At 48.4% G+C, this 25,887-nt stretch carries 23 protein-coding genes; 20 read left to right on the top strand and 3 right to left on the bottom strand.

The features are described 5' to 3' along the window. Positions 1-3: 3 nt before the first annotated feature. On the top strand, positions 4-606 hold the full coding sequence (locus tag D1627_RS03410) for an SCO family protein (RefSeq protein WP_119430785.1): 603 nt from the start codon (positions 4-6) through the stop codon (positions 604-606). A gap of 438 nt (positions 607-1,044) precedes the next feature. Here the strand turns inward: D1627_RS03410 and D1627_RS03405 are convergent, their stop codons facing one another. Continuing rightward, positions 1,045-1,395, bottom strand: a complete 351-nt coding sequence (locus tag D1627_RS03405) for a winged helix-turn-helix transcriptional regulator (protein ID WP_233555492.1) — start codon at positions 1,393-1,395, stop codon at positions 1,045-1,047. 97 nt (positions 1,396-1,492) lie between these two features. On the opposite strand from D1627_RS03405, the gene D1627_RS03400 reads away from it, so the two are divergent. The 19 genes from D1627_RS03400 (at position 1,493) to D1627_RS03310 (ending at position 19,741) form a co-directional block, all read left to right on the top strand. Then, entirely contained in the window at positions 1,493-2,479 is a 987-nt protein-coding gene (locus D1627_RS03400) for a zinc-dependent alcohol dehydrogenase family protein (protein WP_119430784.1), read from the top strand. A gap of 263 nt (positions 2,480-2,742) precedes the next feature. After that, entirely contained in the window at positions 2,743-3,621 is an 879-nt protein-coding gene (locus D1627_RS03395; protein ID WP_119430783.1) for a DUF4437 domain-containing protein, read from the top strand. A gap of 142 nt (positions 3,622-3,763) precedes the next feature. Next, complete coding sequence (locus D1627_RS03390; RefSeq protein WP_119430782.1) at positions 3,764-4,192, top strand: MarR family winged helix-turn-helix transcriptional regulator; 429 nt, start codon at positions 3,764-3,766, stop codon at positions 4,190-4,192. Positions 4,193-4,365: 173 nt separating this feature from the next. Continuing rightward, positions 4,366-4,797 carry an organic hydroperoxide resistance protein gene (locus D1627_RS03385; protein WP_119430781.1) on the top strand — a complete coding sequence of 144 codons (432 nt, stop codon included), beginning with the start codon at positions 4,366-4,368 and terminating at the stop codon, positions 4,795-4,797. 494 nt (positions 4,798-5,291) lie between these two features. Then, a complete protein-coding gene (locus D1627_RS03380) occupies positions 5,292-5,900 on the top strand; it encodes an RNA polymerase sigma factor (RefSeq protein ID WP_119430780.1) in 609 nt (202 codons plus the stop codon). Next, positions 5,897-6,181: a hypothetical protein gene (locus D1627_RS03375; RefSeq protein ID WP_119430779.1), complete on the top strand. Its 285-nt coding sequence runs from the start codon at positions 5,897-5,899 to the stop codon at positions 6,179-6,181. Before D1627_RS03380 ends, D1627_RS03375 begins: the two co-directional genes overlap by 4 nt. Then, positions 6,174-6,644, top strand: coding sequence for a Spy/CpxP family protein refolding chaperone (locus D1627_RS03370; protein ID WP_119430778.1), 471 nt, complete (start codon positions 6,174-6,176; stop codon positions 6,642-6,644). The genes D1627_RS03375 and D1627_RS03370 overlap by 8 nt, the downstream gene beginning before the upstream one ends. Positions 6,645-6,786: 142 nt before the next feature. Further along, positions 6,787-7,746 carry a YHYH protein gene (locus tag D1627_RS03365; RefSeq protein ID WP_119430777.1) on the top strand — a complete coding sequence of 320 codons (960 nt, stop codon included), beginning with the start codon at positions 6,787-6,789 and terminating at the stop codon, positions 7,744-7,746. Between the two features lie 8 nt (positions 7,747-7,754). Next, complete coding sequence (locus D1627_RS03360; protein WP_147383190.1) at positions 7,755-8,399, top strand: DUF6702 family protein; 645 nt, start codon at positions 7,755-7,757, stop codon at positions 8,397-8,399. Between the two features lie 59 nt (positions 8,400-8,458). Next, positions 8,459-8,764, top strand: a complete 306-nt coding sequence (locus D1627_RS03355) for a hypothetical protein (protein ID WP_199688363.1) — start codon at positions 8,459-8,461, stop codon at positions 8,762-8,764. A gap of 322 nt (positions 8,765-9,086) precedes the next feature. Continuing rightward, entirely contained in the window at positions 9,087-9,638 is a 552-nt protein-coding gene (locus D1627_RS03350) for a GNAT family N-acetyltransferase (protein ID WP_199688362.1), read from the top strand. A gap of 12 nt (positions 9,639-9,650) precedes the next feature. Continuing rightward, on the top strand, positions 9,651-10,658 hold the full coding sequence (locus tag D1627_RS03345) for a dienelactone hydrolase family protein (protein ID WP_119430774.1): 1,008 nt from the start codon (positions 9,651-9,653) through the stop codon (positions 10,656-10,658). Positions 10,659-10,735: 77 nt separating this feature from the next. Next, on the top strand, positions 10,736-11,383 hold the full coding sequence (locus D1627_RS03340; protein ID WP_119430773.1) for a DNA alkylation repair protein: 648 nt from the start codon (positions 10,736-10,738) through the stop codon (positions 11,381-11,383). 138 nt (positions 11,384-11,521) lie between these two features. Then, positions 11,522-12,307 carry an arylamine N-acetyltransferase family protein gene (locus D1627_RS03335; RefSeq protein ID WP_119430772.1) on the top strand — a complete coding sequence of 262 codons (786 nt, stop codon included), beginning with the start codon at positions 11,522-11,524 and terminating at the stop codon, positions 12,305-12,307. 312 nt (positions 12,308-12,619) lie between these two features. Beyond that, positions 12,620-12,826: a GDCCVxC domain-containing (seleno)protein gene (locus D1627_RS18490; RefSeq protein ID WP_119430771.1), complete on the top strand. Its 207-nt coding sequence runs from the start codon at positions 12,620-12,622 to the stop codon at positions 12,824-12,826. A gap of 262 nt (positions 12,827-13,088) precedes the next feature. Next, the gene (locus D1627_RS03325; RefSeq protein WP_119430770.1) at positions 13,089-17,129 is read left to right on the top strand and encodes a response regulator; all 4,041 of its coding nucleotides are present in this window, start codon (positions 13,089-13,091) and stop codon (positions 17,127-17,129) included. Further along, complete coding sequence (locus tag D1627_RS03320; RefSeq protein WP_119430769.1) at positions 17,119-17,949, top strand: CheR family methyltransferase; 831 nt, start codon at positions 17,119-17,121, stop codon at positions 17,947-17,949. The genes D1627_RS03325 and D1627_RS03320 overlap by 11 nt, the downstream gene beginning before the upstream one ends. Beyond that, complete coding sequence (locus D1627_RS03315) at positions 17,949-18,515, top strand: chemotaxis protein CheB (RefSeq protein ID WP_119430768.1); 567 nt, start codon at positions 17,949-17,951, stop codon at positions 18,513-18,515. Before D1627_RS03320 ends, D1627_RS03315 begins: the two co-directional genes overlap by 1 nt. Beyond that, complete coding sequence (locus D1627_RS03310) at positions 18,512-19,741, top strand: sensor histidine kinase (protein WP_233555491.1); 1,230 nt, start codon at positions 18,512-18,514, stop codon at positions 19,739-19,741. Before D1627_RS03315 ends, D1627_RS03310 begins: the two co-directional genes overlap by 4 nt. Before the next feature lie 73 nt (positions 19,742-19,814). Here the strand turns inward: D1627_RS03310 and D1627_RS03305 are convergent, their stop codons facing one another. Next, entirely contained in the window at positions 19,815-21,272 is a 1,458-nt protein-coding gene (locus D1627_RS03305; RefSeq protein ID WP_119430767.1) for a glutamate synthase subunit beta, read from the bottom strand. Further along, positions 21,272-25,777: a glutamate synthase large subunit gene (gene gltB / locus D1627_RS03300; RefSeq protein WP_119430766.1), complete on the bottom strand. Its 4,506-nt coding sequence runs from the start codon at positions 25,775-25,777 to the stop codon at positions 21,272-21,274. Before gltB ends, D1627_RS03305 begins: the two co-directional genes overlap by 1 nt. Positions 25,778-25,887 lie beyond the last annotated feature (110 nt).

Below are 25,887 nucleotides of genomic sequence, written 5' to 3'. Positions count from 1 at the left end.
ACCATGTTAATTTCATGCTCACCCCAAGAGAAACCTAAGGCGCTGCCGTATTACAATACCCCAGATTTTACCCCGCAGTTTATGGCAAGCGCGGATGAAGCAGCGCAGAAAATTAACCATGTCATCAGCCCCTTTGCCCTCACTAACCAGCACGGCCAAGCCATCACCGAGCAAACCGTAGCGGGCAGAGTACACGTTGCCAATTTCATTTTCACCAGTTGCGGGAGCATTTGCCCGGTGATGACGCAGCACATGAAACTAGTGCAGGAAAAATATGGCAACAACCCTGATGTTGTCATACTATCGTACAGCGTCACGCCCTGGATCGATACGGTCAGCCGGTTGAATGACTACGCTGAGGCGAACGGTATAAACTCCCCCAATTGGCATTTGCTTACAGGAAGCAGATCGGAGATCTATACCCTTGCCCGTACATCCTACTTTGCCGAAGAAGATTTAGGCTTTACGAAAGATAGTACGGAGTTTCTGCACACGGAGCATGTTTTGCTGATCGACCAATCCAGAAGGATACGGGGGATCTACAATGGCACGCTTCAGCTAGAGATGGAACAGATGATAGAGGATATCGCTGTTTTGCTGGAATAGCTTAGCGCAGTACAGGTAAGCCAACCCAGACTGTGGCCTTATCACTCTCCGCATTATCCTTACTGTAAAACAATCTTTCCGAAAAAAATGGGCCATTGTGAAGTATAGAGGGCAGTTAACGCTGAAAATAAGAAGCAGGCGCCCAAGAAGAAAGTGCCCTGTACAACTAACAGAAACGCTTGGCTTAATCAGCCAATTAGAATGGCTAGGTAGTGGTTGCTATGGCCAGTCTGCTAGTCAGGTCACGAGAAGTGGGCTGTTACGGCTTGCAACTTCCAGGAGAGACGCCTAAAAGCAAACTGCTGCCAATACTGAATGTTGCTTAGGAGAAAATAAAAGTATAATCTATCTTAATTCATCAAGAGATAAGATGCACGAGTAGAGCAGTGTATGCACCATCGTAAAACTCTAACTCTGGTCCTTTACTAAACCTGAAATTTAGGCACAACTTACCGCATAATCACCCCAAGCTGCAACGGCCTGAATTAACGGTATCAGCGTTTTTCCGAATTCTGTTAACGCGTACTCCACTTTCAAAGGTGGCTTAGGGGTATAAACCGTTCTGCTGATCAACCCATCTTCTTCCAGGTCCTTCAACTGCAAACTCAGCGTCCGTTCAGTTACTGTGGGCATAGCCTTGCGTAGCTCGCTGTACCTCAGTGTATTATTCATTAAATGGAATAGTATAACTGTTTTCCATTTACCCCCAATAACTCCCATGGTTAAACTTGCACAACATGGATATTGCTTGCCTCTAAATTCCAGCATTTTTGGTTCCTGCTCTTCCATAGCTTTATACTATCCTTTTTGACCGTTATTGCAAAGCTACAGTACTATACTTAAGTTTGCAACTATAAATTTTATAGTAATTAAGAATCAGTGATTTATGAAAGCGATGATAGTAAGCCAATATGGCGAAAATGCACAGTTTGAAGTAAGAGATGTAGCAAAGCCACAACCGGGCCTGGGCCAAGTTTTGATCAGGATTGCTGCTTCCAGTGTTAATACAGTAGATACCATGATTCGTAAAATGGGTAAGGATCTGCCTCTTTCACCAGATACTCCGGCTATTCTCGGTATGGACTTCGCGGGAACCATTGAGGCTGTTGGGGCGAATGTAGAGGGCTTTGTTGTTGGAGAAGAAGTGTATGGCTGTGCAGGAGGTTTAGCCGACCTTCCGGGGGCACTAGCCGAATACATAGCTGCAGACAGTAAATTAATTGCCCATAAACCAGCCAACCTAAGTATGAAAGAGGCTGCTGCGCTACCGCTGGTAGGTATAACAGCGTATGAAGGGTTGATGCGGGCACATATCACAGCCGGGCAAAAAGTGTTGGTTCATGGTGGGGCAGGCGGTGTTGGCCATGTGGCAGTGCAACTGGCAAAGCATTTTGGGGCAGTTGTTTACGCTACCGGCGGAGGCGAAAAGCAAATGGACCTGATTGAAAGCCTCGGCGCCAAGGCAATCAACTACAAAACTGAAAGTGTGGAAGCGTATGTAGGCAAGCATACTGATGGCGCAGGGTTCGATCTTATTTTTGACTCTGTTGGCGGCGCTAACCTAATCAATTCTTTTCAGGCAGCGGCCCTAAACGGACAGATTGCCACAACGGTGTCGCTGTGCGAGCTGGATCTAACCCTTGCACACTTCAAAGGCTTGTCGCTTCATGTAGTGTTTATGCTTCTTCCCATGCTTCATAACCACAAGCGGGAGCAACACGGCGAGATATTGAAAGCGATTGCTCAGATCGTGGAAGCCGGAAAGCTAAAACCTGTACTTGATGTGCACTCATACACGCTCGAAGCAGCCGGCGAAGCCTATGCGCGCTTAGAAAGCGGACAAACCATGGGGAAAGTGGTCATCGAAAATTAATGAGCTCTCAAGTATAAAGTATAATTGGTTAGGCGCAGGCCGAAAAAAATCAACAAGTAATCCAGCGCTGTTTTTAAGTATGGCTAACTGAGTTTGGGCGTAGTAATTCTAATTAAAAACTACGCGCATACTTCAGTTATATCCATAAAAGTAAATGCTACCGACTTTAAAGCTGGGATTAGGGTATGCCTCTAATGGCTGCAACACCGCGCATCTTTCAGCATCAGGAATAACGCCGGTGGCTCGAAAATGACTAGGTACGGATGAAATACATTAATAAAATAACAAGAAAGACGACCCTTATACTTCTAGCCTTTGGAGTAGGTGCTTGTACAAGTATAAAAACAGAAACGCATACTTCTGAAAATATCGAACACCCGACAAATAGAGTTGTGCTGCGTTCGGATATTGTATGGGAAAAGCTAAACCCAGCACGTGGCGATAACAGCCCGCAGGCCGGGACAATCTGGGGCGATAGAAACGGCACAGCGCCTACGGGGTTCTTGGCGAAATTTAAAGACGGGTTTTCGTCGCCGCCGCATATTCATAATGTCACGTATCGGGCGGTGGTTATTAAAGGTTTAATACATAACGATGACTCCAAAGCCGAAGAGATGTGGCTGCCTTCGGGCTCATTCTGGATACAACCTGCGGGTGAACCTCATATTACGGCTGCCAAAGGAGAGGAGAATATCGCTTATGTAGAGATAGACCAGGGGCCATACTTGGTTCAGCCGACAAACGAAGCTTTTGACACCGGGGCACGACCACTGAATGTAGATGCAGGCAACATTGTATGGCTGGGCAGCAAAAACACGAGTTGGATTGCCCCGGATAATCAGGCTGAAATTAGCTTTTTATGGGAGAGTGATGCGAGTAAAGGCTTAAAAGGCCTCTTCATCAAACTGCCTAAAGGCTTTAGTGGAAAGTTAGAAAGTACTGGCCAGGTATTGCATGCTGTGGTGATCCAGGGGGAGTTAAGGTATAAAATACCGCAGACCGGAACACTTAAGTTATTGGATGCCGGGAGTTATTTTAGTTCTGAGGGTAAAGCGGTGCATACGATAACAACCGACTCTGAAAGCGAGGCTACCGTATATGTTAGAACCAATGGGGAAATAAGGGTGAAGGCCGCAAAATAATGCTTTCACAGGTAGGGCAAATATTAAGGCTAACCTATCAGCCCGCCAGGTTCTGTACAAAAGAATTAAAATTATATTGCGCACAATATTGTTTTGAACAATATTTGTTATACCTTTGCAGCAGTTAGTTTATGATAGGCCGATGGAAGAATTAAAATTGAAGAACCAGATATGCTTTCCTATATATGCTTTATCGCGGGAGATAACGCAGCTATATAGCAAGCACTTAGGCGAACTAGACGTAACGTACCCGCAATATTTGGTGCTTTTAGTTTTATGGGAGCACGCTACGCAAACTGTAAACCAGATAGGGGAGAAGCTTTTCCTGGATAGCGGCACGCTAACGCCCTTGCTTAAGAGGATGGAAGCCAAAGAGCTGCTTACCCGAACAAGAAGCACTGCGGATGAGCGAGTAGTAGAGATTAATTTAACAGAAAAGGGGATGAACCTAAAGCATACGGCAGCATGTATTCCATCCCAAATATTTGACGAGGTGGGTATTACAAGTGAAGAGGTGGATATGCTTCGTGCATTTACTAACAAACTGTTTGCTTACAATACTAAAAAGTAACCACAGAGATTGTATATAGCCCTTTTCGCTGATCCCCTAAAGAAGAAATCCAATAAGCGCTAAGCAAATTTTTTAATATAAAAGCTTAAGTTCCTTTCGGAATAATAGTCATGCTTAAAAAGATTGCTCACAATATTATTTTAAACAATTATATTAAACTATAAGAATCAGAAATGCAAGCAATTTATACTGCCGTAGCGACGGCAACAGGCGGCAGAAACGGCCAGGTGAAATCTGATAACGGTGTATTGGATTTAGAAGTAAGAATGCCAAAAGCATTAGGCGGAGCCAACGACGACTTCACAAACCCGGAGCAAATTTTTGCGGCAGGTTATTCTGCCTGTTTCGATAGTGCTTTGAACCTTGTGAGCAAGCAGCTTAAAGTTAAGACCGGGGAAACAGCAGTTACAGCCAAAGTAGCAATAGGAGCTTTGGGAGATGGCACATTTGGACTTGGTGTAGAGCTAGTGGTGAACATTCCGGACGTTACTACCGAAGAAGCACAGATGCTCGCCGAAAGAGCGCATCAGGTTTGCCCTTATTCCAATGCCCTTCGGAACAATGTGGATGTAAAACTTACAGTTACCAATAACCAGTACGCTTAAGCCTAAGCAAAACATGGCGTTGCCCTTTGTGTTAATCAACAAGCAGGCGAGCATTTAATAACTAAGCTAAAGTATACATACTATCAGCCCGTCCAATAGGTCGGGCTGTTTTACGTTAAGGCTACATGAGGCAAATCAGCAAAGTATAAACCCAAGGTAAGCTCTCGCCCAGCCAAACTGTAAAATTGTATGCCTATGTGTAATTGCCTTAGTGTCTTGGGAAGGGCGTTGCATCGGCGCCTTGGTTTCTGGGGCTGCCGCCCACTTTCTGAGAAGCTTTGCAACTGCGCACGAGTTAATTTGGCTTAGCCGTGAACTTTGCGGCTTTTTTACTACTTTCACCCTCAGGTTACGGCGGCTTTTACCAGAATAGGTACCTTATACTCGACTGTAACTAACTTGCTGCCATACTTGTGCCTCTATCATACGTTGTAAATCACTCCAGAAAAATAGTTTGGCTAACAGACCCAAAAAATCAGCTAATGCCCTGACCTATGCTGGATGAAAACCGCTGTTTACATGATATTGCACAAGGCAGCGAAGTGGCTTTAAAGCAACTTTATGAACACTTCAGTGATCGGGTTTTTAACACGCTCCTTAGTTATGCCAAAAATACCGAAGATGCTGAAGAACTGCTACAGGATGTATTCATCACTATTTTTAACACCGCCCCGAGTTTTCAATTCAATTCATCGGCTGGTACGTGGGTTTACCGAATAGCTGTGAACAAGGCGTTAGACTTTTTGAGGAAAAAGAAAAGCAAGAAGCGTTTTGGGATCTTTACCTCGCTGTACACGAACGACTCGGTGGAGACAAAGTATGAAGCAGTTGATTTTGTACACCCCGGTGTAAAACTGGAAAACAAAGAAGACGCGGCACTGCTTCTCAAGGCTATGGATGTGCTGCCTGAAAACCAGAAAACAGCCTTTATACTTACCCAGATCGAAGGGCTGCCGCAACAGGAAGTTGCCGATATCATGAACCAAAGCAGAAAATCTGTGGAATCGCTGGTGCAGCGGGCAAAATCTAATTTGAGACAAGAACTAGAAAAAGACTTCCCAGACCGAAGGAAATCGAAAAATAACACGTCAAAAGAAATATGAAACAGGATAAGCGTGTAGCAAAGGTGATGAATAGCCTGGAGGGCATCCAGAGAGCAAAAGCGCCTCACGATGGTTTTGCCAAGATTCGGCAGAATCTAGCTGACCAGCGGCAGCAGGAACAAACAGCTGCTTACGGATGGATGAAAGTAGCGGCTGTGATTGCATTTGTGGTTACTTCTAATGTTTGGGCAGTGACCAACTTCCTGCAAACCGGTACCGCGCCTTCCGCAGAAACCGGTAGTTATACCCAGATCACCACTGACTTTAACCTGTATGAGTAATAGCAAGTATAAAATCGGATTTTATGTACTGCTGGCGATAAATCTTGCGCTGGTAGGCCTATTTGTATTTAGGCCCAAAGTACCGATGCCGCAAAAAGATATGAAAGAGGAAATCAGCCTGAAGCTAAACCTTACAGAGGCGCAAAAAGCTATTTTCTTTGAACTGGCCGAAGACCACCGAGAAACCATCGACAGCCTCGAAAGGCAGCAGAGAGCATATATCGAGTCCCTGTTTTCACAACTAATCACTAGCAACGCAGATAGAAACAAAACAGCGCTACTCCAGGAGATATTGCAGCTGGAAGAGGAAAAGATCACAGTAACATACGCCCACTTCGAGTCGCTAAAAAGTATTTGCACAGAAGAGCAACTGGAGTCTTTTGATGAGGTAATCCTCCGCATTGTGCCAGCTTTGACCAATTCGCCTGGCAGGCCAGGAAATCCCGCGCGCGCGCCCAGATAGTACCAACTACTGCCAGAGTACATATTTCTTTACTCACGCCCTATCCTCCGTAACTGGAGGATTTTTTTTGCCTTAACAAAAAAATAACGGCTCTGCGAGGGATTGGTTGAATGAGTGCGTCTAATGCTTTAAACATACAGACATGAAGAAGCTCAAACTACAAATCGCCCCTCTTTTGGCTGTAGCTGTAATGGTCTCATCAAACAGCTGCAAAGAAGAAGTAGAACCAGGTGCTGAGGCAGGAACTGTGGTAGACGTGAATCCCTCGCTGTTTCTGGAGGGTACCTCTGTTACCACCGTACCCTGCACCCTTTCGGACGGTACAGTAACCGACTGTTATCAAATTGTGGCAAGCACCCCTTCCGACCATGCCATGGGCCCTTGGTGCCCTGATAATATTGCCGATGGGAAAGATGCCGGCGGCATTTGGCTGGAGAACGGGCAAGTATATGATGTGGACGGCGCTTTCATCAAAAATCTGGCCTCCTTCTACAATGATAACACTTGGATGATGTATGATGCCAACGGGGACATCTACGTGACAAACACAGAAGAAGACTGTATAAATGCTGCCAACCCAAATGTGGGCGAGGAATACAAAAACTACTGCGTTGAGTGTGTTCCGGAGTATATTACCAGTATTGAGCGCACCTGGCTGATCCCCAAAACACCCGTTCTACAAAAGTCCCCGGCAAGTTTTGCAGGCATGGGGCCTAGAAGTTCCGGGCCGACCATTCGAGGAATTGCCCTTAATGGCGTAGAGTTCTCGGCACCAGCGCCCGTTGACAACATTTTGAGAGCGTATACGCTGGCTCCGTTCGACGATGCCGGTGGCCATATTAACGTGCACCAAGGGTATCACTACCATGCAGCCACAGGCGTTTCGGCCAAAGTAAGCCAGACCGACGGACATGCCGCTATGATAGGGTATGCCGCAGACGGGCATGGGATTTACGGGCAGCTGAACGAAGACGGTACCGAACCAGATGACCTGGATGCCTGCCGCGGCCATTCCGACGACATCAGAGGGTACCACTACCATGTAGACGCCCCTGGTGCAAACAACTTTATCAACTGCCTTTCCGGTGCTTATGTAATCTAACCATGCTTATGAAAAAGACACTAAAATCTATACTTGCTGCCTTTGTATGGTTAACCGCTATGGCGGCGCATGCCCACCAGCCTGACTTATCCACCTTTACGCTTGTAGAGCAGCAGCCAGGTAATTGGATGCTCGTGCTAAATGCTTCGTTAACGGCTTTCCAGCAGGAGGTAAGGTATACCTACGGAGAAGATTCCTACACCTCGCCAGAGGAATTTAACAAGTTGGTGATCAAGCACCTGAAAGATAAAGTTTCCCTGAATATAAACGGGAGAGAAGTTGCGCTAGGCAATGGCCTGGTAAAGCTGGGGCACGCTACCACTGTTGCCTTCAAGCTTTCTGGAGTGCCTGCCGACGTAAGCGAGGTATATGTGAAGAATGCTGGTTTCCAGGATATTCACCACAGCCAGGTAGTATTCAGTGTGGTTAAAAACGAGTTGGGTAGGAAGCAGTTTATTCTCAGCGAGGAAAACAACTACCAAGCCCACCTGGCATTGGAAGGAAATCAAATCGAGCTGGTAAAAACATCTGATAGAGCAACCTCGCTTACCTGGCTGCTTGTGCCAGGAATAGCCCTTATGCTAATGCTTGGGTTATACCTTGCGTGTGTAAAAAGTATAAGTATAGCCACTGCAGGTATAGCGAAAGTTTAGCCAAAGGGATGGATGCTGTGGCACAATATGTCAATCAATAAAATAGAAGAGAATACAAGATGAAAAAATTAGTAAAAACTATTGCCTTCGGGGCAATCGCTATGACGGCGGTGGCGTGCGCAACGCAACAAAACCAAACAAGTACTACAAACCAGCGCCCAGCCGGCGAGCGTGGAGGGCCACCCACCTACGCACAGCTGCTAGCCGAGATGGACGCTAACAAAGACGGTAAGCTGGCTAAAAGCGAAATAAAGGGACCATTGGCAAACGATTTCTCTAAACTAGATGCGAACAATGACGGGTATATCACGGAAAGTGAACTTAAAAACGCATCTGGGCCACGAGGAAACAGGCCAAGGCAATAGCTAAACAAGATGACCCTTTCATACTACAAATCCCCGAGTTATCGGGGATTTGTTTATTTTAACCATATCCAAAGCCGCTGGGCTGCCTATTTGATCTATGCTGAAAGTATCTATACTTATTGCATAAGCAAGATTATCAGCTCGTTGAATTATGTATAACAAACACTTATATTAGCCAAAGGATATGCAAACACATATGCACCATTAGATTTTACAGCATTAAGCGTGTAAAACCAACCTGTAGTAATCACGCAAACAGTGCAGACAAATGAAGGTAGTGGTTTACCTGGTAGTTATAAAGCATTTGTAAATAGATCGAAAATTGGAGACAGAAAACTACTTACTAAAAGAGATTGAACCTTCTGACATAGAAAACATTCATAGAGGCTTATCTAACCCAGAAATAACAAGGTTTTACGATGTGCATTTCTCTACATTAGAAGAAACTGAAGAGCAAATGGAGTGGTACCGCACCCTGAAAAAAGAAGGAACTGGAATTTGGTGGGGAATTTATGACAAGTTAGATAATCGGTTTTGTGGCGCTGGGGGGTTCAACGGTTTGGATAAGCAACATCGGAAGGCTGAAATTGGGCTCTGGTTATTAAAAGAGTGTTGGGGAAAGGGAATTCTAAAAGAGGTAATGCCTAAGCTATTTGAGCAAGGCTTCACTGCATTAAATTTAAATCGTATAGAAGGTTTTGTAGTGAGCGACAATACAAAATGCAAAGCGGCATTAGAGAAAGTGAATTTTAAGTATGAGGGAACAATGAGAGAATGTGAAATCAAAGATGGAGAAAAGATTAGTGTTGATTTTTACTCCATTCTGGAAAACGAGTGGCAACAGCAAACACGCTCAGCACAAAGTACCATATAAGCGTACTTAAAAGTGGAGAAAGCTGCCTTATCGCTTCTCCTAGTTGTAGTTGTTGTCCTCAAGCTAACTGCCCAAAACAAGAAGCCAGAAGATTTTGGCTATAGGCACTTGCAGATAAACTATAAGCAAGACCCCGTAGACATTTTGGTTATGTCTGAAAAGGGGGGTGAATACAAGGCCAAGCCTATTTTTCTTTTCGACCAAGGCTCACAGGCGCGCCCTCTCATCCTACTTAACGACGATGGTAAACCATATATGGTCTTCCCGTTTAAACCGGATAGCCTGTTGTCAGATTTTCACCTGGTCATCATCAGCAAGCCCTACGTGCCATTGATCGCATATCGCAAAGACCTAAAGAATGGTGCATATGCTGACCCAGAAACAGGTATACCTCCTTCCGAATTCTATTCCAGAGATAATGTAGACTATTATGTCCGCCGGGCTCAAGCAGCACTTAAGTACCTGGAGAAGCAGGAGTGGGTACAAAATGGTAAACTAATAGTAGCGGGCCATTCAGCAGGCTCAACCGTAGCGGCAAAGCTTGCTGCAGAGTGCAAGGCTGTTACGCACTTAATTTACTCTGGCGGTAACCCGATGGGGCGGATGGCTTCCATGATTTCTCAGGCCAGAGCCTACGATGACTCTGCCGGCACCAAATCAGAAGAGGCATTCAGGCACTGGGAAACCATTGTACATAATTCGACAAGTACAGTTTCCGAGGGTGGAGACTCCTATAAAACTACCTATACTTTCTCCCTGCCCCCGATGGACAACCTCATGAAGCTAAAGATACCTGTGCTCATTACCTACGGGACTAGAGACCATGGCGTGGCCTTTAACGACTATCTGAGACTGGAAGCTATCAAAAAAGGAAAAAGTAACTTTACATTTATACCCTATATCGGGGTTGAGCATAACTACTTCGGCTTTGATAAGGACGGGAAAGTCGATTATGAGAAATTTGGCTGGGATCAGGTAGCACTTGGTTGGAAAGCGTGGTTAAACGAAAAAAAATATTAGCTTAACAAATGCCAAGAAATAGTATAGAGTTCTTAGACTAATGCGTTGTAAATAACTGAATAACAGAAACACTTGACATGACACTTTCATTACAAGCCAAGGCCATCTATGCTCAAATTTTGCAAGGAACAACCAAACTTGGAGATCTTCGGAACATCGCAAAGGAGATTAAAAAAGATCACGCGTTGGCAATGCAACTTTGGTCAATCGGCAAATTTTACCCACGCCAATTGGCAATTCTGATAATGGATAAAAAGCTTCTTAACCAAGAGGCTATTGACGAACTCTGCAATGATATCCAAAATCATGAGGCAGAAGAACGAAACCAGTTAATTGATTGGATGATGGCCAATCAGCTTTCGAAGGATAAAAAGACTATCGCATTGATGGAGTCCTGGGAGAAAAGTGCTTCGCCCTTACAGCGAAGGTTATTTTGGTATTACCAGGCACGGTTAAGATGGATGGGAAATACGAACCATTCCAACACAGAGTATTTGTTGACTTCGATTGAGGACAACCTATTAAAAGAGGAGCCTGAAGTGCAATGGGCAATGAATTACACAGCGGGCCAAATAGGAAAGTGGCAAGAAGAGTATCGCAACAGATGTATTCTTATTGGGGAGAGAACCGGATTGTATAAGGATGAAGTTGTTGCCAAAAACTGTACGCCAAGTTATTTACCGAAATTCATATCCATCGAAGTGGCTAAGCTGCAAAAGCAGTAAAAATAAAATGTCATAAAAGTATAACACAAAGCTATTTGCACATAAGAACCTGATTTGTGTTAAACCTTTATTAGCCAGAATGTTAGGTGTAATCACAAAAGCACAGCGATGATTAAACATTATCATAACTGAAAAATAATGAGATTTAATCGGGAAAAATACCTTAGCAGAATTAAGTATGCAGGAGACTTAAAACCTAACCTGTGTTTACTGAAAAAATTGCAGAGGAATCATCTTTTAAACATTCCATTTGAGAATTTAGATATTCATTATCAAATCCCGATAGAGCTAAGCGTAGAGCGGTTTTATGAGAAAATAGTGGAGAACAACCGTGGCGGTTTCTGTTACGAGCTGAATGGGCTGTTTTATGAACTTCTGCTCTCATTGGGCTTCGATGCCAAACGGGTATCCGCAAGAGTATTTGAGAAAGATAATGAGTATAGCCCTGAGTTTGATCACTTGGCAATCATCGTGAAAATAGGCACTAGCGAATATTTAACAGATGTCGGGTTCGGTGAATTCGTTTTTGAGCCTTTGCAAATCCAATTCAATAAAACTCAAAAGGACGAAAGAGGAAGTTATATAATAGATAAGTTTGAAGGCGGCTATTTGCGTGTAAGTAAACTTGAGCACGGAAAAGCAACACCAGAATTTATCTTTAAAAACGTAGAACGGGAGTTGGAAGAGTATGCGGAGATGTGTACCTATCATCAATCGGATCCGAACTCACACTTTATGAAAAAAAGATTGATATCCCTCCCAACCGAAAACGGGCGGATATCAATTTCAGGGAACACGTTTATAAGAAAGGAAAAAGCTGCGGTAACGAAAAGAGAGCTGAAAAACGAAACTGACTTTGAAAAAGAACTATGGTGCAAATTCGGAATCACACTGAAGAAGCCAGCGTCTGATAATAACTATTAGCCGCGCCGCCCTTTTTAGACAATGCTGCGGGGTTTGCTTTATAGGTTTCCAGTAACTGGTTGCAGCGCATAGCCGAAATCTCATAAAAAATAAAAGTGCGCCAGTTTACTTACAGTTTTAACAGTTGGTGTCTACTGTATTATGCTTGTTTTGCTCAAGCAAGTAAAATGGCCGTCATACCCAGCTGGTTAGTGCCATATATGCACACGGAAACACAACCGTGAGGTATGACACAGTCGAGCCCAGTGAAACAGAACTTGAGCAGGCAGTTAATCCAAAGGGTTAAAGTGTAACGAACAAGATAAAAAGCTAATGGAAGCACAACTAAAATCAGAAATCACTTGCCCAAGCTGCGGGCACAAGAAAATAGAGGATATGCCAACAAATGCTTGCCAATTCTTTTACGAATGCGAGAGCTGTAAAACAGTTTCGAAACCAAAAGAAGGAGATTGCTGTGTTTATTGCTCATACGGAACAATTCCTTGTCCACCAATTCAAGGTAATAAGTCGTGTTGCTAACTAAAGTGGTACATTAGCCCGGGTGTATGTGGTTTAAATAGAATAACCAGGCCGGTAAAGCCAGCTTTTACGATTAGTCTCTAAACCAAGGGCCATGTAGCTGCCATGCCTTCTGAAATGCCACTGAGAGTATGAAACCTCTGCACCGGGCCTTAAAGTATGAGCGCTGCAGTTGGGGTTTATTCGGGTTATTGTGCCAGGTTTCGTAAATTGCGGATCAGGCATTAAGTAAATCGATTTAAGCCAGTATTCACCCTGCTACATGAAGCTCTTAAGAAACCTCAAAATTCGGGACAAGCTACTAGTCCTGCTCATTCTACTTCTGGTTCCGCTGTTATACTTCGCAGCAACCACTATTCAGTATGAAATAGAGGAGAATAGCCGCTTGAAGGAAGAAGCCGTTCAGCTACGGGAGTCCGAAAAGATATCTGACGTAATTCATACTTTTCAGCGGGAGAGGGCGCGTATGTTGGCTGCCGCTAACGGCGATAGTGCCTTACTGCTCGAGGCAAAGGCGCAAAGGGCACAGACAGATGCCGCTGTGCGTAACCTGAAAGTTTATCTGGAGGAAACCAAGTCTGCATTTGTGGATATTTCGCTTCTAGATGACCTGATAAAGTATAGAAATGACCTTGACGACCAGAAACTGGATGTGCTGGAGTTCAGAAAATACTCCACAGGGTTGAGTTTTGCTTTCCTGGACCGTATTGATGCCAATGCCATTGGGGTTGGCAGTGTGCAACTGAGCGAGCAACTAACCAGTTTCCGGAGTTTAGTAGAGGCTAAAATACAGTTGGCGCGCATGCGAAGCCTGTTAATGAAAGTGATACAGGAAAAAAGCTTCTCTTATGAGGACTATGCACTGATCCGGTCTCAGAACAATTTTTATAACCGCGCGCTCATTGATTTTAACCGCTTTGCCTCAGAGGAGTCGGCACGGGATCTGCAAATAGTAATCTCCTCCGATAACTATAAGAAAGTGGCAGCAGTGCTGCAAGCCATAGAGCAAAGCCCGGAGGTTAACTTCGCTGCTTTCAACCCTACGGTTACATTCAATGAGTTTACCACAAGTATAGATGACCTGCGGGCTGTAGAAAGTGACCTGCTGCGCATGATCTCGGAAGAGGTGCAGGCCGGCATCAGTAAGAAGCAACAATACCTAACAGTATTGATCGGGACGGTGATTGTGCTGCTGGTGCTGATGACCATACTTGCCTTCTACATCATCAACCTGATTTCGTCATCGCTGACCACGCTTAAAGTAGCTGCGGACCGCATTAAAGTAGGAGCAACTGATGTAACGATCAACATTAACAGCCACGATGAGGTAGGCATGGTAGCCGAATCGTTCAGGGGTGTGTTAAACAAGAACGTATCGCTCTCTAAAGTGGCGCAGGCTATTGGTGAAGGGCGTTACGATGTGGATGTGGAGGTGCAAAGCAGCGAGGATGTGCTGAGCTACGCCATCAAAGACATGAAAGACAACCTGCAGCGCTTTACCACGGAGAACGCAAACCGCGGTTGGGTGCTGGCAGGTGTTTCGGAGCTTAACAACCTGATTGCGGGCGAGTCGGCGTTGGAGCAAGTATCGGAGAAGGTTATTGCCTTTATGTGCAACTACACAGGTTCGGAGGCGGGCATCTTCTACTTACTTAAGGATGGCCATAGGTTAAGCCCGGAAGCCAGCTATGGCGTGCAGTACAGTACCTCGCAACTGCAGGCTTTTGAGGTTGGCGTGGGCATAGTGGGCCAGGCCGTGAGCGAGCGCAAGACCAAACTTCTGCAGGATGTGGCGGATACGCACCTCACGTTAAAAACCGGCCTTTCAGAAAGCGACCCGGCAAATATAATTATACTTCCGCTGCAATTTACGGATAACACCGTGGGCGCTATTGAGCTGTGCTCGCGCAAGCAGTACACAGACTTACACCAGCAGTTTTTCCAGGCTGCTACAGAGCGTGTGTCCGTGATGGTGCATACCTTAAAGGCCCATATCCAAACGCAGGAGTTGCTTTACGAAACCCAAAACCAAGCCGAAGAGCTGGAAACGCAGCAGGAAGAACTTCGCCAGCTAAACGCAGAACTGAAAGCATCGGAAGAGGAGCTGCGCGTAAACCAGGAAGAACTGCAGGAGAAAAACTCGGAACTGGAGGAAAAAGCGCAGCTTCTGGAAGAACAGTACGAGGCCCTGCGCAGCAAGAACAATGCCCTGGAAGATGCCAGACAGGCCATCGAGCTCAAGATAAACCAGGTAGAGACAGTGAGCAAGTATAAAAGCGACTTCCTGGCCAACATGAGCCACGAACTGCGCACACCGCTCAACAGCATACTTATACTTTCGAGGCTGCTGGCGGATAACAACGAGAACACGCTCTCCACAAAGCAGATAGATCATGCCCAGATCATACACAGATCCGGCAATGACCTGCTCAAGCTAATCAACGAGATTCTGGACCTGTCTAAGATAGAGTCGGGGATGATTAGGCTGGAAGTGGAGGAGATAAACGTTAGCGATATTCAGCTGGAGCCTGTTTTCAGCGAAATGGCTAAGAAAAAGAACATCCACTTTAGCCAGCACATCGCGCCGGGCACTTTCGATACCTTTACCTCAGACCGCTTCCGGTTGGAGCAGATCCTCAAGAACTTTATCGGCAACGCCATTAAGTTTACCAATGAGGGCGGCGAAGTGGAGCTATCCATCTATCCGGCGCATAACCACCTGAAGTTAAAGTCAGAATCACTGAAAGAGCATGCCGACGTAATTGCATTTACTGTGAAGGATAATGGCATCGGTATTCCTAAGGAGAAGCAGGACGTGGTGTTTGAGGCCTTTCAGCAAGCTGATTCATCTACCACGCGCAAGTATGGCGGAACAGGCCTGGGGCTAACCATCTGCAAGGAGCTGGCAACGCTGCTTGGCGGCGAGCTGCAACTGGAAAGTGAGGTGGGCGTAGGCAGCTCGTTTACCTTATACTTGCCACGCACACCGCACCCGCAGGCCCAGCCCGCGCCGCAGCAGCCCAAGTATGAGCCTGCCGGCCTAGCACAAACCTCAGCCCCTGCACCAGAGGAGCCGAAAGCGGACACGGCCATGCACATGCTGCAAAATATAAATCCAACCAATAAAAAGGATATTCGCATCCTGATTATTGAAGATGACAAAGGCTTTAGCGATATCTTGACAGACTTTGCCACAGCTAAGAATTTTAAAGTCTTTAAAGCATATACCGGAGCTGACGGCCTGCGCCTGGCCAAAACCGAACAGCCTGATGCCATACTTCTGGACATCAATTTGCCAGACACTACCGGCTGGGATGTGTTGCGCGAAATACGGGAAGATAAGGACCTGCGCCACGTAAACGTGCACGTGATGTCGGCGTACGATAGCGAGGTAACCGGCGAATTTCTGGAGCACGAAGAGTACCTGCCTAAGCCCGTAACGCTGGAAATGCTGAACAAGGCCTTTACTTCCATAGCTGGCTCCACCGCAAAAGCCATCGAGAACATCCTGATTGTAGAGGATAATGAGGTGGAGAACAAGGCAGTAGCCGAACTGTTGCTCGTGCACGGTATGCGCTCTACCTCGGCCTATAACGCCGAGGAGGCAGAAAATGTGTTGGCCAAACAGAAAGTAGACTGCATTATACTTGACCTGAACCTGCCCGGCACCAATGGCTACGACTTCATGAAATCCATGAAGGCTAAGGCAGGCCTGGCCGATATTCCGATCATCATTTACTCAGGCAAAGACCTGAGCGAGGAAGAGGAGAACAGGCTGAAGGAGTTTGCCAACACCATCATCATCAAAAACGAGTACTCGTACCTGCGCCTGCTCGATGAGGTGCAGCTGTTCCTGCACAAGGTAAACCAGAAGCTGCCTCAGGGTAACGATTTTAAGATGAAATTGCACGTGCCGGAAGAAATTCTTAAAAACAGAAAAGTGCTGGTAGTGGATGATGACGTGCGTAACGTGTACTCACTGAGTAGCTTACTGGAGTTGCACGGCATGGAAGTGGTTGTGGCTTACGATGGCAGGGAGGCTCTGGAGAAACTAGACTCGGAAACAGGCGTAGACATGGTGCTAATGGACATCATGATGCCTGAGATGGATGGGATAGAAGCGATAAAGACAATACGCAAGAATATACAGTTTAAGCGCCTGCCTATTATTGCTCTCACCGCCAAAGCCATGAAAGAAGATAAGGAAAAGTGTATCAAAGCCGGTGCTTCTGATTATATCCCAAAACCGATTGATACCGATAAGTTGCTGACGTTAATGCGCGTGTGGTTGTATGAAGCTTGATAAGGAGGCACTCTTTGAGCAGGAGGCAGAGGAGTTGATGGAAAAGGTGCACCAGCAGTATGGCTACGATTTCAGGGGTTATTCCCGGGCATCGCTATACCGCCGCATCAAGCGCTTTGTAGCGAATAATAGTATCCCAAGTATGGATTTGCTCCGGCAACAGGTATTGGGCAATAGCTACTTTTTCGAAGGGTTCCTGCAGGAAATCACTGTTAACGTAACCGAGATGTTCCGCGACCCGTCGTTCTTTTTGTCGCTGCGGCAAAACGTGCTGCCCATACTTTCCACGTATCCATTTATCAAGATCTGGGATGCCGGCTGCTCCACCGGCGAGGAGCTTTTCTCGCTGGCCATACTTTTAAAGGAAGAAGGCTTGCTGGACCGTACCAAGATTTACGCAACCGATGTAAACCAAAAAGTGCTGCGGCAGGCAAAAGAGGGAATTTTTCCGGCCTCAAACATAGCGGCTTATACTTCCGGGTACTACGCCTCCGGCGGTAAAAACGAGTTTTCGAGTTATTACCTGAGTAACTATGGTAGCCTTAAGTTTGATTCTTCGCTGGTGAAAAACGTGGTGTTTTACCCACACAACCTAGCCACGGATTCATCCTTCAACGAGTTCCACCTTATTCTCTGCCGTAACGTACTCATATACTTTACCCATGCCCTGCAAGAGCGGGTTTTCAAACTTTTTGATGAAAGCTTGGTTGATTTGGGTTATCTTGGGCTAGGAAAAAAAGAAACGCTGGCGCTATCCGTTATAAACAGCAGGTACCAGCTGGCAGACAAGAGCAACCGCATTTACCGAAAAACCAGCTGATGGTAGCCTTCCAAAAGGTTGTGTTGGTAGGTGGCTCGTGGGGAGGCATACAAGCATCGTTACGCATACTTGAAAAACTGCCTGCCACGTACCCGTTTCCGATTGTACTGGTGTTGCACCGGCTGCGTAACGCAGAAGGCAACCTAAAACGCATTTTTGAAAAACGCCTGCAGCTTGGCGTGCAGGAGGTAGAGGATAAAATGCCGTTGCAGCCAGGCCAAGTATACCTGGCACCCGCTAATTACCATGTGCTGCTCGAGAAAGACGGTACCTTTTCGCTGGATGTGTCGGACCTTGAAAACTACTCCCGGCCATCCATCGACGTTACGTTTACGAGTGCGGCAGATGCGTACAAGGCGAAGTTAGTTGGCGTACTGCTTAGCGGAGCCAGCAAAGATGGAAGCGCCGGACTAAAGTATATTCACGATAAAGGCGGGGTTGCCCTGGTGCAAGACCCCAGCGAGGCAGAAGTAAGCACAATGCCCGAAGCAGCTATGAAACTCATTCCCGGATGCCGTGTGGCTACTCTGGATAAGATACAGGAATTTTTACTTTGGATTACATGATGATTGACCAGCAACCTAAGCCTGCTTCCCTCACCCTGGACCCTGCATGCCCAGTAAAGGTGCTCTTAGTTGATGATAAGCCCGAAAACCTTATTAGCCTGGAAAGTCTTCTTTTTAGCGAAGGCGATAACGTTTCTTACCTTTTTGCCAGCTCAGGCGAAGAGGCGCTCAAAATAGCCCTGCGCGAGGATCTTGCCTTAATTTTACTTGATGTACAAATGCCCGGCATGAACGGCTACGAAGTTGCCAGATACCTGCGCGATAACTCAAAGACTAAAGACATCCCGGTTATTTTTGTGACAGCCATTGTAGAGCAATCCTCGCATGTGGTGGAAGGCTTTGAGGCCGGCGCTGTGGATTTCCTTTTTAAACCCCTGCACCCTTACATCACGCGCGCCAAAGTGGCAACCTTTATAAACCTTTACACTCAGAAAAAGGAACTGGAGCGGGCCAACGCTCTTACCATGCAAGCCAACCGCGAGTTGGAGAAAAGGGTAGAAGAGCGCACCAAAGAGCTTACCCGCATCAACAAAGACCTCGAAAACTTTGTCTATACGGCCTCACACGATTTAAAAGCGCCTATCATCAACATTGAGGGGTTAATTAAAGCCTTAAGAGAATCTTTGATTGAAAACTGTGTGGAGTTGGAGGAAATAGAATCACTGTTCGATATGGTGGATAACTCGGTCTTCCGGTTCAAAAATACGCTGGTCGACCTCACAGAAGTAGCCAGACTGCAGCATCAAGAAGATGATATAAGTGATAGAATAAGCTTCCGGGAGATACTAGAAGACGTTAAATCGAATATCAAGTGTATGATTCTGGAAACAGATGCCGAGATTACCGATGACTTCTCTGAGGCGCCGGAAGTATTATATTCACGCAAAAACCTGCGCAGCATCATCTATAACCTCGTATCAAACGGCATTAAGTATAGGTCCCCAGACCGCAAACCAGTTGTAAAGCTCAAGACATATGTATCAGATGGGTTTACGGTGCTTTCGGTACAGGATAATGGCCTAGGGATTCGAGAGGAGGACCACGAAAAGGTATTCAGCATGTTTACTCGCCTCCACGACCACACAGAAGGCACAGGCGTAGGCATGACCATTGTGAAGCGGATCGTCGAGAACAGCGATGGCCGCATAGAGCTCAGAAGCGAGCTAGGCCAGGGCTCTGTTTTCGAGGTTTACCTGAAGCAGGCTACTTTGCCGCTGGAAGTATAAACCCTGAAAAATCAAAAGCGCAAGGCACTAAATTGTGTGCCTTGCGCTTTTGATTTTAGAGTATAGCTGTGAGTTAACTCTCTAGCATCACCCGCGATAATTGCTTGGACGGCAGATCGGATTTGCCCATCAGGTGCACATCTATGGCCCGTGCCGCTTCGCGCCCGTCAGAAATAGCCCATACTACCAACGATTGGCCACGGTAGGCATCGCCGGCTGCGAAAATGCCTGGTAGACTTGTCTGCCAGTCTTGTAGCTTAAAGTTGCCGCGCGCATCGGTATCAAACTCAAAGCTGGCTAAGAATGCATCGTGCATGGGGCGCTCATAGCCAATAGCGATTAGGGCCAGGTCGCAAGGCAGTACTTTCTCGCTTTCGGGCTTCTCCACATACTCCCGCGTGTTTTTCCACGCAAGTTCCACTACCTTCAGGCCCTTAACAAAGCCGTTCTCGTCGCCTATAAACTCTTTGGTTAGCCAGCCCCAACTGCGCTCGCAGCCTTCCTCATGCGAGCTGGAGGAAGTATAGGTCATGGGCCATTCTGGCCAGGGGTTGTCTGGCAGGCGCATGTCGGAGGGCATGTTGCGGTACTGCAACTGGCTTATACTTTTGGCAAACTGGCGATTGGCCGTGCCTACGCAGTCGGAGCCGGTATCGCCTCCGCCCACTACCAGCACGTGTTTATCGCCGGCAACCAGTTCTTGTGCGGCATCTATACTTTGCCCGGCCACGCGGCGGTTATGCTGCGTCAGGTAATCCATGGCAAAGTGAATGCCTTTCAGATGGTTGCCGGGTATATCGAGCACGCGCGGTTTGGAGGAGCCAATGGTGAGGAGCACGGAATCATACTTTCTATGGAGTTTTTTGAGGCTGAAGTCTTTGCCAATCTCCACTCCCAGGTGAAAGTGAATTCCCTCGGCCTCAAGTATGGCCAGGCGGCGGTCTATGGTCCATTTCTCGAGCTTAAAATCCGGGATGCCGTAACGCAACAGGCCGCCAGCCTTATCGTCCTTCTCGTACACATGCACCTCGTGGCCGGCCTGGTTCAGTTGCGCGGCGGCGGCAAGCCCGGCTGGCCCGGAGCCTACCACGGCGACACGTTTGCCCGTGCGGTGCTTGGGAGGTTGCGGTTTCACCAGGTCCAGCTCGAAAGACTTCTCGGCGATGGCTTTCTCGATGTGCTCAATGGCCACGGCGGGCTTGTTGATCGACAGCACGCAGCTAGCCTCGCAGGGGGCAGGGCAAATGCGGCCCGTAAACTCCGGGAAGTTGTTGGTGCTGTAAAGTATCTGCGCGGCGCGCTCCCACTCGCCTTCGTACACGGCATCGTTAAAATCTGGTATCAGGTTGCCGAGTGGGCAGCCGTTGTGGCAGAAAGGCACACCGCAGTCCATGCAGCGGGCGGCCTGTGCCTTTGTTTTCTCCTCCGGAAAGGAAGTATAAATTTCGTTGGAGTCGTTTATTCTTTCTTTCGGGTCGCGTGCGCCAGGCAGCTCCCGGTCATATTTCAAAAATCCGTCTGCTTGTCCCATCAGGCTATTACGTTTAGCGTTTCACTTTCTTGTAGTTGCAAGGCTCTTTTCAGGTCGTGCGGCATCACCTTCTGGAAGAATTTCTGGTGCGCGTGCCAGCCTTGCAGTAGTTCCCTGGCTTGCGTGCTGCCGGTATACTTGGCGTGCTCCTCCAGTTTCTGAGCAATCCAGTGAAGGTCGGCTTCTGTTGGCTGCTCCAGGTCTACCATATCTAGGTTGCACTGCTCTGCAAAGCTGTTGGCCGAGTCGTAGATAAAGGCCATGCCGCCGCTCATGCCTGCTGCAAAGTTTTTGCCCACTGCGCCAAGTATAAGCACTTTACCGCCGGTCATGTACTCACAACCGTGGTCGCCGATGCCCTCTACCACAGCCTCTGCACCCGAGTTGCGCACGGCAAAACGCTCGCCGGCCATGCCGTTGATATAGGCTGTGCCCGAGGTAGCGCCATACAGGGCCACGTTTCCGGTGATGATGTTCTCGTGCGGGGCGTAGGTAGAGCCATCAAACGGCTGTAGTATGAGTTTACCGCCAGAGAGGCCTTTTCCCAAGTAATCGTTGGCTTCGCCGATGAGATGGAACGTGAGCCCCGGCGCTAAAAAGCCGCCAAAGGTCTGCCCGGCCGAGCCCCGGAACGTGGCATAAAAGCTATCAGCAGGCAATCCGTTTTTCCCATACTTCAGCGATACCTTGTTAGACAGCATGGCACCGACTGAGCGGTCCACGTTGATGATGCGGTAATTGAGCTCCCCGGTTTTACCTTTATTAAAGTCACGGATCAGCCTGCGGTCCAGCACCTGCTCGATGTCGTGCTCCTGGTGTATCTGGTTGTAGATACCCACGTTATTCGGAACCACCTCTTTATGTAGGATCGGATCGAAGTTCAGGTTTTTAAGTTTCCAGTGGTTCAGGTCGTTGCGCACTTTCAGCACCTGCGGCTGGCCCACCATCTCGTTTATACTTCTGAAACCCAGCGAGGCCATGATCTCGCGCAGTTCCTCGGCCATAAACCGGAACAGGGTAACCACGTGCTCCGGCTCGCCGGTAAATAACTGACGTAGTTCCGGGTTTTGCGTGGCAATGCCCACCGGGCAGGTGTTCAGGTGGCACTTGCGCATCATAATGCAGCCTTCGGCAATCAAGGCGGCGGTGGCCACGCCAAACTCCTCGGCACCTAACAGGGTAGCCACGGCCAGGTCGTAGCCGGTCATCAGCTTGCCATCGGTTTGCAGCACCACGCGGCTGCGGAGGTTGTTTTTCACCAGCGTTTGGTGCGCTTCGGCCAGGCCAATCTCCCAGGGCAGGCCGGCATGACGGATAGAACTGAGCGGGCTGGCACCCGTGCCTCCATCGGCACCCGAAATCATAATGGCATCGGCTTTGGCTTTGGCTACGCCAGCGGCAATGGTGCCCACGCCGGCCTCAGCCACCAGCTTCACGTTTATCCGGGCCTGCGGGTTAGCGTTCTTCAGGTCGTAGATTAGCTGCTTTAAATCCTCGATAGAGTAAATGTCGTGGTGCGGCGGCGGCGATATTAAGCCAACGCCCGGGGTAGAATGGCGCACGCGGGCAATCCAGTGGTCTACCTTGTGGCCCGGCAGCTGGCCGCCCTCGCCTGGTTTGGCACCTTGGGCTATCTTTATCTGTATCTCATCGGCATTGGAGAGGTAATGGCTGGTAACGCCAAAGCGGCCTGAGGCAACCTGTTTAATGGCGGAGCGCTCCGAGTCGCCGTTTTCTTTAACAATGTAGCGGGCCTCGTCTTCGCCGCCCTCGCCGCTGTTGCTCTTGCCCCCGATGCGGTTCATGGCAATGGCCAGCGTGCTGTGCGCCTCATGCGACAGCGAGCCAAAAGACATGGCCCCTGTGGCAAAGCGCTTCAGTATACTTTCCACGGGCTCTACCTCCTCCAGCGGCACCGACTGGCGCTTCCTGAACTCAAACAAATGGCGTAGTGTAATGGCTTTTTGCTGATGCTCGCGCAGGAGCGTGGCATATTGCTGGTACAGGCCGTAGTCGTTCAGGCGGGTTGATTTTTGCAGCAGATGTATAATCTCGGGGCGCAGCAAATGCTCTTCGCCGCTTCTTCTCCACTGGAAAAAGCCGCCGGTTTCCAGCAGTTTCTGGTCGCCGAGGTAGGCGGCCTGGTGCTTGATAAGCGCTTCCTGCTCCAGGTCCTCAAAATTAAGGCCCTCCAGGCGGCTAACCGTACCTTTAAAGCATTTCTGGATCACTTCCTGGCCAAAGCCGAGGCACTCAAATATCTGGGCACTTTGGTAAGCCTGCAGTGTGCTGATGCCCATTTTGGAAAGTATCTTGAGCAGCCCGTTACCGATTGCCTGGATAAAGTTATCGGCATAATAGGTGAAGGGCTGCGCCACATCCAGCTTTTTCTGCTCCAGCAGGTGCTGTATGGTGTCGTAAACCATGTATGGGTACACGCAACTGGCTCCGTAGCCAATGATTGTGGCAAAGTGGTGCGTTTCCCAGGCATCGCCTGCCTCTACTACCAGGCCAGTTTTGGTACGGATGCGCTTATGGATCAGGTGATGGTGTATCGCGCCCACGGCCAGCAGCGAAGGGATGGCTGCGCGGGTGGCTTCCACGTTTCGGTTAGAGATGATCAGGATCTTGTTGCCTGCCGCCACGGCTGCCTCTGCCTGCTGGCAAATCTCATCCAGAGCCTCCTGCAGCGCACCGCTGTGCGTGGTGGCAAAGGTGGCGTTTATGGTATGGTGCGCAAAACCCTCAGATTTCAGGTTGATGATCTTGTTAAAATCGCTGTGGCTGAGCACGGGGTGCGAAATATGCACCTGCCGCGTGTGCGCCGGCGTTTCGTCGAGCACGTTCAGCGACTCGCCCAGGCGCGTGAACAGCGACATGACCAGCCGCTCCCGGATCGGGTCTATCGGCGGGTTGCTTACCTGCGCGAAGTGCTGCTTAAAGTAGTTGGCCACATGCTGGCTCTGGCGCGAGAGCACGGCCAGCGGCGTGTCCGAACCCATACTTCCCAGCGGCTCCTTTCCGGTAGTAGCCATTGGCCGGATGATCAGCTTCAGGTCTTCGGAAGTATAGCCGTAAGCTTTTTGCTTCAGGCGCAGCTCATCAGCCGATACCGTGTTCAGGCAAAACGAAGGGTCGGGGCGCTGGTGCAGTTTTATGCGGTTCTGGGCAATCCAGTCGAAGTATGGCTTGTCGTTGCAAACCATCTGCTTGATTTCCTCATCTTCGTAGATCCGGTTCTCCTCCAGGTTGGCAAGCAGCATTTTGCCGGGTTGCAAACGGCCCCTGCGCACTACATCCTTCGGGTTAACTGGTAGGGCTCCGGCTTCTGAGGCCATCACCAAGCGGCCTTGCCGGGTTACGCAGAACCGCACAGGGCGCAGGCCGTTGCGGTCCAGGGTGGCTCCGATCTGCTTGCCGTCGGTAAAGAACAGGGCGGCCGGGCCATCCCAGGGCTCCATCAGGGCGGCATGATACTTATAGAAAGCTTTCTTGTAGGGGTCCATGAAGCGGTTATCCTGCCAGGCCTCGGGTACCAGCATCATCATTACGTGCGGCAGTGGCCGGCCGGCCAGCGTTAGTAGTTCCACCATGGCATCCAGGTTAGCCGAGTCGGAGTTGGCGGGGTTAGTAACCGGCAGCAGCCACTTCAGTTCCTCTTCTGTAAACAAAGGCGAGTGCATCAGCGCCTCTTTCGATTTCATCTTGTTCACGTTTCCCCGGATGGTGTTGATCTCGCCGTTATGGGCAATAAACCGGAAGGGCTGGGCCAGTTTCCAGTTCGGGAAGGTGTTGGTGGAGAAGCGTGAGTGCACCACGGCCAGCGCAGACTTAAAATCCGGGTGGCGCAGGTCGTGGTAATACTGCGCTACCTGGTCGGTTTTTAGTTGCCCTTTGTAGATGATAGTGCGCGACGAAAGGCTGGCTATGTAAAACGTACCGTTTTCGCCTTTCACATTCTTGTTGATTTCGTGAGTGATAAGGCTGCGGAGCACGAAAAGCTTTCGCTCCAACTCATCCTCTTTCATACTTGCCTCCGTAGGGCGCACAAACAGCTGCTCAATGTATGGCTCCACTGCCTTCGACTCGTGCCCGGGCACCCGGCCATTAACCGGTACCAGGCGGTAGCCCAGAAGTATGAAGCCCATCTGCCGCACGCACTGGTTGATGATCTGCCTGCACTTGTCCCTTACCTCGTACACTGTCGGGAAGAAAACCATGCCTACCCCATAAGCCCCTTGTTGCGGCAGCTTGATGGCAAACTCGCTGAGTTGCTTTTTCAGGAAGGTGTGCGGCAACTGCACCAGAATACCGGCGCCATCGCCTGTTTCAGGGTCGCTGCCAGTGGCGCCGCGGTGCTCCATGTTAGTAAGCATGGTCAGGGCGTCTTTTACAATGCTATGGGATTTTTTACCGTTCAGGTCTACCACGCATCCAACGCCACAGGCATCGTGTTCGAATTCGCTTCTGTACAGTCCGGCAGGGTTGTAATTATCTTGGTTCATCAAAGGGAAACTAAGTGTTTTACATAACTCTTTCGAGTAGAGGAACCTATAATTTACAGAAGCCTTGTTAAAAAAGCAAATGAATGATTGCTGGATTGTGAATAAAGTAT

This window comes from Pontibacter oryzae (assembly GCF_003576375.1).
GTDB lineage: Bacteria > Bacteroidota > Bacteroidia > Cytophagales > Hymenobacteraceae > Pontibacter > Pontibacter oryzae.
The sequence above is the reverse complement of the archived record's forward strand: the minus strand, read 5'-3'. Positions and strand labels throughout refer to the sequence as shown.